This is a genomic window from Sphingomonas sp. CCH21-G11, from assembly GCF_001555965.1.
Classification (GTDB): domain Bacteria; phylum Pseudomonadota; class Alphaproteobacteria; order Sphingomonadales; family Sphingomonadaceae; genus Sphingomonas.
In genome coordinates this window covers 19,643-27,247 of record NZ_LSHX01000022.1, presented here as the reverse complement: position 1 = coordinate 27,247, position 7,605 = coordinate 19,643, and the positions used below count along the sequence as shown (strand labels likewise).

Annotated in this window: 6 protein-coding genes and 1 tRNA gene; 6 read left to right on the top strand and 1 reads right to left on the bottom strand. The window is 68.1% G+C overall.

The window, feature by feature from the left end; genetic code table 11:
- A partial coding sequence (gene ypfJ, locus AX676_RS04880) for a KPN_02809 family neutral zinc metallopeptidase (RefSeq protein ID WP_066544139.1) occupies nt 1-837 on the top strand: 837 nt, incomplete at its 5' end.
- Between the two features lie 133 nt (nt 838-970).
- Here ypfJ and AX676_RS04875 read toward each other — a convergent pair.
- The gene (locus AX676_RS04875) at nt 971-1,960 is read right to left on the bottom strand and encodes an NADP-dependent oxidoreductase (RefSeq protein ID WP_082730970.1); all 990 of its coding nucleotides are present in this window, start codon (nt 1,958-1,960) and stop codon (nt 971-973) included.
- Between the two features lie 221 nt (nt 1,961-2,181).
- Between AX676_RS04875 and AX676_RS04870 the strand changes: the two genes are divergently transcribed.
- The 5 genes from AX676_RS04870 to AX676_RS04850 all read left to right on the top strand — a co-directional run bounded on the left by AX676_RS04870 (nt 2,182) and on the right by AX676_RS04850 (nt 7,596).
- Nucleotides 2,182-2,257: transfer RNA gene (locus tag AX676_RS04870), tRNA-Ala, on the top strand.
- 49 nt (nt 2,258-2,306) lie between these two features.
- Nucleotides 2,307-3,233, top strand: coding sequence for a hydrogen peroxide-inducible genes activator (locus AX676_RS04865; RefSeq protein WP_066476692.1), 927 nt, complete (start codon nt 2,307-2,309; stop codon nt 3,231-3,233).
- 137 nt (nt 3,234-3,370) lie between these two features.
- Complete coding sequence (locus tag AX676_RS04860) at nt 3,371-5,074, top strand: ABC transporter ATP-binding protein (RefSeq protein ID WP_066476689.1); 1,704 nt, start codon at nt 3,371-3,373, stop codon at nt 5,072-5,074.
- Nucleotides 5,058-6,134 (top strand): efflux RND transporter periplasmic adaptor subunit, encoded by a 1,077-nt coding sequence (locus tag AX676_RS04855; protein ID WP_066476686.1) that lies wholly within the window; start codon nt 5,058-5,060, stop codon nt 6,132-6,134. Before AX676_RS04860 ends, AX676_RS04855 begins: the two co-directional genes overlap by 17 nt.
- On the top strand, nt 6,118-7,596 hold the full coding sequence (locus AX676_RS04850) for a TolC family protein (protein ID WP_156437622.1): 1,479 nt from the start codon (nt 6,118-6,120) through the stop codon (nt 7,594-7,596). The genes AX676_RS04855 and AX676_RS04850 overlap by 17 nt, the downstream gene beginning before the upstream one ends.
- The last annotated feature ends 9 nt before the right edge of the window (nt 7,597-7,605 follow it).

Sequence of the window (7,605 nt, the reverse complement as noted above, 5' to 3'; positions counted from 1 at the left end):
GGGGGCGGGTTCAATCTGCTCGGCCTGCTGCCGTTGCTGCTCGGCAGGCGCATGGGGTGCGGGACGATCGCGCTGCTGCTGATCGTCGGCGCGGGCTATCTGATGCTCAGCGGCGGCGGCGGCGGGCTGATCCCCGCGCAGAATGTCGGGCAGGGCGCCCGCCAGCCACAGGTCGCGCAGGGCGGCGCGGGCGGAGCGGTGTGCAACACGGCCGAGCGGCTGTTCGCGTGCCGCGTGCTCGAATCGACCGAACAGACCTGGGAACCGATCTTCGCCGCACAGGGATCGCGCTATCAGGCGCCGACGCTCAATTTCTATCAGGGCGGGGCGCAATCGGGCTGCGGTGCCGCGTCATCGGCGGCGGGGCCCTTCTACTGCCCGCCCGATCAGGGGATCTATCTCGACACCAGCTTTTTCGACGAGCTCGCCAGCCGCTTCGGCGCGCGCGGCGACTTTGCCCAAGCCTATGTGATCGCGCATGAGGTCGGCCACCACATCCAGAACCTGACGGGCCAGGCCGCCGAAGTCAGCCGCGCGCAGGCGCGGCTCGGCCGCGCGGAGGGCAACGCCATGTCGGTACGGCTCGAGCTCCAGGCCGACTGCTATGCCGGCGTTTGGGCGGCGCGCAACCGGTCGCGACTGGAACAGGGCGATATCGAGGAGGGTCTGACCGCAGCCAATGCAATCGGCGACGACACGCTGCAACGCCAAAGCCAGGGGACCGTAGTGCCCGACAGCTTCACCCACGGCAGCTCGGCGCAACGCGTGAAATGGCTGCGCATCGGCCTGCAATCCGGCGACCCCGCCGCGTGCGATACGTTCAGCGGCGCGATTTGAGCGGGCTGTCGGCGGTCTCGTCTGCGTGCGGAGAAGGGCGTCACCCCAGCGAAGGCAGGGGTCTCAAGCCACGCGCGCGCTTGGTCGGCATGAGGTCCCGGTTTTCGCTGGCACGAAGGCTAATTGACAATCCTCACACCTTGACCAGCATCTTGCCGGTGTTCTGGCCGGTGAACAGGCCGAGGAACGCGTCCGGCATCTGGGCGAGCCCATCGACCACGGTCTCCTGGCGCTGCAGCTTGCCCGCGGCGTGCCAGCCGGCCATGTCGCGGTAGAATTCGCCGGCGCGCGGCAGGAAGTCGCTGACCAGAAACCCCTGGATGCGGATGCGCGCCGCGATGGTGCGGGCGATGTAGCGCAGCTCGGTCGCCGCGCCGCTGTTGTAGATGTCGATCATCCCGCAGATCGCGAAGCGCGCGTTCAGCCGCGCATGGGCAAATGCGGCGTCGAGATGTTCGCCGCCGACATTGTCGAAATACACGTCGATGCCGTCGGGCGCGGCCTGGCCGAGCGCCTTTGCGACCGGCACGCCGGCCTTGTAATCGATGACGTGATCGGCGCCGAGTTCGCGCACCCACGCGCACTTGTCGGCACCACCGGCCGACCCGATCACCGTCATGCCGCGCGCCTTGGCGATCTGGACGACGGTCGATCCGACCGCGCCGGCGGCCGCGGAAACGAACACCGTGTCGCTCGGCTCCGCGCTCGCCACCGCAAGCAGGCCGAAATAGGCGGTCAGCCCGGGCATGCCGAACTGGCCGAGAAACGCCTGCGGCGGAACGTCGATCGCCGGCAGCTTCTGGACCTCGCGCGCGTCGAGCACCGCTTCGTCGCGCCAGCCCGCCATGTGCTGAACCCAGTCGCCGACCGCGATGCCGTCGGCCGCGGATTCGACGACTTCGCCCACCGCGCCGCCCGTCATCGGCTCGCCCAGCGCATAGGGCGCGGCATAGCTCTTCACGTCGTTCATCCGCCCGCGCATGTACGGATCGACCGACAGCCAGCGATTGGCGACGCGGACCTGGCCCGGCGCGAGCGCGGGCAGCGTCACGTCGCGCAGGGCGAAATCCGCCATGACCGGCATTCCGGCGGGGCGGCGTTCAAGGTGCCAGGCTTGCGCCATCTCATTCTCTCCCAGTTCCGATGATCTTGTTCCCGCGGCTTTGGCCGTGGCCCGTCCGAAAAGCAATGCGATGCGGCATTCGCGATACGGTCCCGGGTCGCCATCTCGGGGGAAAAGCGAGGGAAACGGATCGCGCGGCGGGACGACGCGAAACCCCGTTGCGCGGCGGTCAAACTGTCGCTAGAGGGTGCGGCCTTCCGGCGTACCGGAAGGCGAGGGGCGGGGCTGTAGCTCAGATGGGAGAGCGCTGCAATCGCACTGCAGAGGTCAGGGGTTCGATTCCCCTCAGCTCCACCACCCCGCCGCACCGCGCGCCGACGTGCCCCCATTTCGATCTGGTGCGCGGGTGAGTGAATCGCCGCGCATCACGCTGCGGCAGCTCCGTTATTTCGTCACGCTGGCCGAAACGCTGCACTTCCGCCGTGCTGCCGAGCGGGAGAGCATTTCACAACCGTCGCTGTCGCTCCAGATCCAGCGGCTGGAAAGCGTCCTCGGGACGACGCTGGTCGAACGGGGCAACGGCCCCGTCGTGCTGACTCCCGTCGGGCGCGAGGTGCTCGAGCGCGCGCGCCGCGTCCTCGCCGATGCCAGCGAGATCGAGCAATTGCCGATGCAGTCCGACGACGGGCTCGGCGGGGTGCTGCGCCTGGGCGTCTCGCCGACCCTCGGCGCCTACCTTATGCCCCAGACGGTGGCTCAGCTTCACCGCGAGCATCGCAGCCTGCGCCTGCACGTCCGCGAGGGGCTGCCCGAAGACCTGATCGCGGCGCTGGTCGTCGGCGATCACGACATGGTGCTGGCGCAGCTCCCCGTCGCGGATGCGCGCGTCCAGGTCGAGCGGCTGTTCCGCGAACCGCTGCTCGTCGCGATGGCCGCTGACGATCCGCTGGCGCGCGCCGACCGGTTGGAGCCGTCAGACCTGGCGGGGCGCGGGCTGCTCACGCTTTCGCCGCAATACCGGCTGAGCGATCAGGTCCGCGCGATCGCCAACGCCGCGGGCGCGATCGTGCTGCGCGATTATGAAGGCACCAGCCTGGACGCGATCCGCCAGATGGCGGGCATGGGCATGGGGCTGGCGCTGCTGCCCGAGCTCTATGTCCGCCAGGAAATCCGGGGCGGGGAAGGGGAGGATGTCGTCGTGCGCCCGATCCGCGGCGGGCGATGGTATCGCGAGATCGGGCTGATCTGGCGTGTCGGCTCGGGACGCGCGCCAGCCTATCGGCGGATCGGCGCGGTCATTCAGCAGATCGTCGCGAATGCAGGGGTGCGGTGATGCGGATCGGCCTCGATAAGGGCGCGGTGTAATAGGTTAATCCTATCGACAGGATAGTGGTATCGTGGTTGTCCCAATCATATAATGCGCGCATGTGCTGACGAGAGCGCAATATTTCACCAACTCGGGGAGACGGCATGGCGGCAAATGATGCACCCAAGCGCACGCTCGGCCTGAACGAGGTCTTTCGCTGGACGAACGAGATTCTGGCGCCCGACGGTGCCTATTTCCGGCTGGCGCTCATCTATGGCCTGGCGATCAGTCTCCTGACGCTTGCGACGCCAATCTCGGTCCAGCTGCTGATCAACAGTGTCGCGAACACCGCGCTGCCCGCACCGCTGTTCACGCTGGCGGGCGTCCTGCTGCTGCTGCTGTTGATCTCGGGCATCCTGTCGGCGTTCCGCACGCATCTGATGGCGCTGTTCGAGCGCCGGCTGTTCGCGCGGCTCGTGGCAGAGATCACGGTGCGCGCGGTTCACGCCCAGAACCCGTTCTTTGGTGACTCGCGTCGCGCCGATCTGTTCAACCGCTATTTCGACCTGGTCGTCATCCAGAAATCGGTGCCCAGCCTGCTGATCGGCGGCTTCACGATCATCCTGCAATCGGGCGTGGGGCTGGCGGTGACGTCGTTCTACCACCCGTTCTTCCTCGCCTTCAACGTCCTGCTGGTGTTCCTGGTCTTCGCGATCTTCCAGCTCTGGTCGGGCCGCGCGATGCGGACGGCGGTCAATCTCAGCCATTCCAAGCACAATACCGCCAAGTGGCTGGAAAGCGTCGGCGCCTCCAACGGCTTCTATAAATCCAGCCGGCACCTGTCGTTCGCGATGGACCGTTCGGAAAGCTTCACCGCGACGTGGATCGCCGACCATCGCCGACATTTCCGCTACAGCTTCATTCAGACAGTCGCGCTGCTGCTGCTCTATGCGTTCGCCAGCGCGACGCTGCTCGCGCTCGGCGGCTGGCTGATCATCCAGGGGCAGTTGTCGATCGGCCAGCTGGTCGCGGCCGAACTCATCCTTTCGGGCGTGTTCTACGGGATCAGCCAGCTCGGCACCTATCTCGAGACCTTTTACGACCTCGTCGCGGGTCTCGAGGAAGTCTCGCTGCTCTACGCGATCCCGCAGGAAAAGATCATCGCCAACGCCGCGGCGCCCGAAAGCGGGGCGATCCGCCTGCGCGACGTCGAATTTGGCGGTGCGCGCTTTGACCTGGCCGTCGAAAGCGGCCAGCGGCTGGTGGTCATCGCCGAAGCGGGGGCCGACCATGCGATCGCGCGCCTGCTCAAGCGCCACGTCCAGCCCGATCGTGGCATCGTGTCGGTCGGCGGTGCCGACCTCGCCGCGCTCGACATGTACCTGCTGCGCTCCGACATTGTCGTCTATGAGCGCCCCACCATCGTCGAGGTCAGCATCCGCGAATATCTCAATCTCGCTTCGGCGACGGCGAGCGCCAGCGACACGCTGGATGCGCTGGCGGTGGTCGGGCTCGACCAGCGGGTTGCGCAGCTGCCCGACGGGCTCGACACCGTGCTGTCCAGCTCCGGCTGGCCGCTGTCGATCAGCGAGGTGATGGCACTCAAGCTCGCGGCCGGGCTGTTGATTCAGCCCAAGCTGATGATGCTGTCGTCGCTCTACGACGTGTTGCCGCCCGATCGCCTCGCGCGCGCGCTCGACCTGTTGCGCCCGGCCGGCACGACCGTGCTGCTGTTCACCAAGCGGCCCGAGGCGGTGAAGCTCGACGGTTATCTGTGGCTAGGCAACGAGCGCCAGCTGCGCTTCGCCACGCTTGACGATCTCCAGGAATATCTTGCGTCGGAGGCGGCCCATGCCCTTCCGCTCTGAACATATCGTCCATTTCAAGACGCTGGCCTCGCTCCATCCGCCACGCGTCACCCGCGCGCTGGCGATCATGATCGTGACGACGATCATCGTCACCACGCTGATCCTGTGGCTCGTGCCGTGGGTCCAGACCGCGCCGGGGACGGGGCAGGTGATCGCGCTCGACCCGCGCGATCGTGTCCAGTCGATCACCGCCTTTGTCGGCGGCCGGGTCGATCGCTGGTATGTCCAGGACGGCAGCCAGGTGAAGGAAGGCGATCCCGTCGCGCGCGTCGTCGATCTCGATCCATTGCTGCTCAGCCGGCTGGCGGCCGAGCGCGCGCAGGTCGAGGCAGAGATCGCGGCGGCGGAACAGGCGATGAAGGTCGCGCAGCTCGACGTCGCCCGGTCGCGCGAACTGTTGGGCGAGGGCCTGATCGCGCGGCGCGACTATGAACTCGCGCAGATCAAGGTTGCCGAGATGCGCGCCAAGATCGCCAGCGTCAGCGCCAAGCTCAATCAGATCGACGTGTCGATCAACCGGCAGTCCGCCCAGATCGTCCGCGCCCCGCGCGCCGGCCGCATCCAGCAGATCAATCCGGCGGCGGGCGCGACGCTGGTCAAATCGGGCGACGTCCTCGCGACTTTCGCGGCGGAAACGCCTGACCGGGTGATCGAGCTGTATGTCGATGGTCGCGACATCGCGCTCATCCACCCGGGCCGGAATGTCCGTATCGAGTTCGAGGGCTTCCCCGCCTTTCAATTCTCCGGCTGGCCGACGCTCGCCCAGGGGTTGTTCGAGGGCCGCGTGCGCTCGATCGACCCTTCCGCTTCCGTCAACGGGCTGTTCCGCATCCTGATCGAGCAAAAGCCTGGCGCGGTGCGCTGGCCCGACGCGCGCTATATCCGCTTGGGCGCGAAGGTGCAGGGCTGGGTCCAGATGGAAACCGTGCCGGTCGGCTACGAGCTGTGGCGCCAGCTCAACGACTTCCCGCTCGAATTCCGCCGCCCGGCCGACGAACCGACCGGGAGCGCGGCCAAGGGCGATGCGGCGACAAAGAGTGGCAATGCCCCGGCTTATTGAGGCGAGCGGGCGCGGCGCGCTGGCGGCGGCGGCGGCGACGGCGCTGCTCCTCGCGACATCCGCCGCGCTGGCCCAGACGATCGCCCCGCTCCCCGCCACCGTCGCGCCCGCCGCGCCGTTGCCGCCGGTGGCGGGCGTGCTGACGCTCGACCGCGTACTCGCCGGCTCCGCGCGCTTCGCCCCGCAGATCGTCGAGGCGTTGCAGCGCGCACGCGCCGCCGACGGGCGCTCGCTCGCGGCCGAAGGCGCGTTCGACACGGTGTTCTCCGCCGAAGGGCGAAGCCGCGTCGCGGGTTTTTATGACGGCACCTTTGTCGAGGGGAAGGTCTATCGCCCGCTGACCAGCAATGGCGGCCAGCTCTATGGCAGCTATCGCCTCTCCCAGGGCGATTTCCCGATCTATGAGGATCAATACTACACCAATAGCCTCGGCGAGGTGAAGGTCGGGGCGCTGTTCGCGCTGATGCGCGACCGGTTCATCGACGACCGCCGTTTCGGTGTCGACGTCGCCCGGCGCGAGGCCGACGCCGTGGCGCTGGAAGGGCGGATGGTCGCGATCGGCGTGCAGCGCCGGGCCATCGCCGCCTATCAGAACTGGGTGGCCGCCGGGCTGCGTCTCGCGGTCTATCGCGAGCTGCTGGCAGTCGCGAGCGAGCGGCAGGAAAATCTGGAGGGCCAGGTCGCGCGTGGGCTCCGCCCGGCGATCCTCGCGGTGGAAAACCGCCAGAACATCGTCCGCCGCCGGACGCTGGTGACGCAGACCGAGCAGCAGCTCGCCAACGCCGCCAACGCGCTGTCGCTCTACGTCCGCGATGCCGAGGGCAAGGCGGTGGTGCCGACCGCGGCGCAGCTGCCGTCCACGCTTCCCGCCATCCCCGCGACCCCGGCGATGACCGCGATCAGCGATCGTCCCGACATCCAGGCATTGGAGAACCGGCTGCAGCAGGCCGAGCGCAAGCTGGCGCTCGAACGCAACAGTCTGCGTCCGCGCCTCGACGTTCGGGTCGAAGCGGGCAAGGACCTGGGCAACGTGGCCGAGGGTGGCCGGTCGCGCACCGCGGCGGAGGGGATTGTCGGAGTCACCTTCTCGGTCCCGCTCGAACAGCGCGGCGCGCGCGGCCGCATTGCCCAGGCCGAGGCCGAGATCGAGGCGGTTCGCGCCCGGCGACAACTGCTCGAGGATCAGATTCGCATCGAATTGAACGGGTTGGGCATCGATGTTCGCGGTGCGGGCGAACTGCTGTCGCTCGCGACCCAGGAAGCCGAGCTCGCCGAGCGGCTGGCGGCTGCGGAACGGCGCCGCTTTGCGCTGGGGGCGAGCGACCTGTTCCTGGTCAATCAGCGCGAGGAAACCGCCAACGACGCGCGGCTGCGGCGGGTGGAGGCCGAGTTCCGGCTGGCGGCTGCGCGCGCCGAGCTGGCGGCGGCGAGTGCCGACCTCGACGTGCTGGGGCTGCGCTGAGCCTTTGGC

Bases quoted from the DNA above. Each gene is read 5' to 3' on its own strand.
- AX676_RS04875 (WP_082730970.1), bottom strand. From the start codon at position 1,960: ATGGCGCAAGCCTGGCACCTTGAACGCCGCCCCGCCGGAATGCCGGTC.
- AX676_RS04850 (WP_156437622.1), top strand. From the start codon at position 6,118: ATGCCCCGGCTTATTGAGGCGAGCGGGCGCGGCGCGCTGGCGGCGGCG.
- AX676_RS04855 (WP_066476686.1), top strand. From the start codon at position 5,058: ATGCCCTTCCGCTCTGAACATATCGTCCATTTCAAGACGCTGGCCTCG.
- AX676_RS04860 (WP_066476689.1), top strand. From the start codon at position 3,371: ATGGCGGCAAATGATGCACCCAAGCGCACGCTCGGCCTGAACGAGGTC.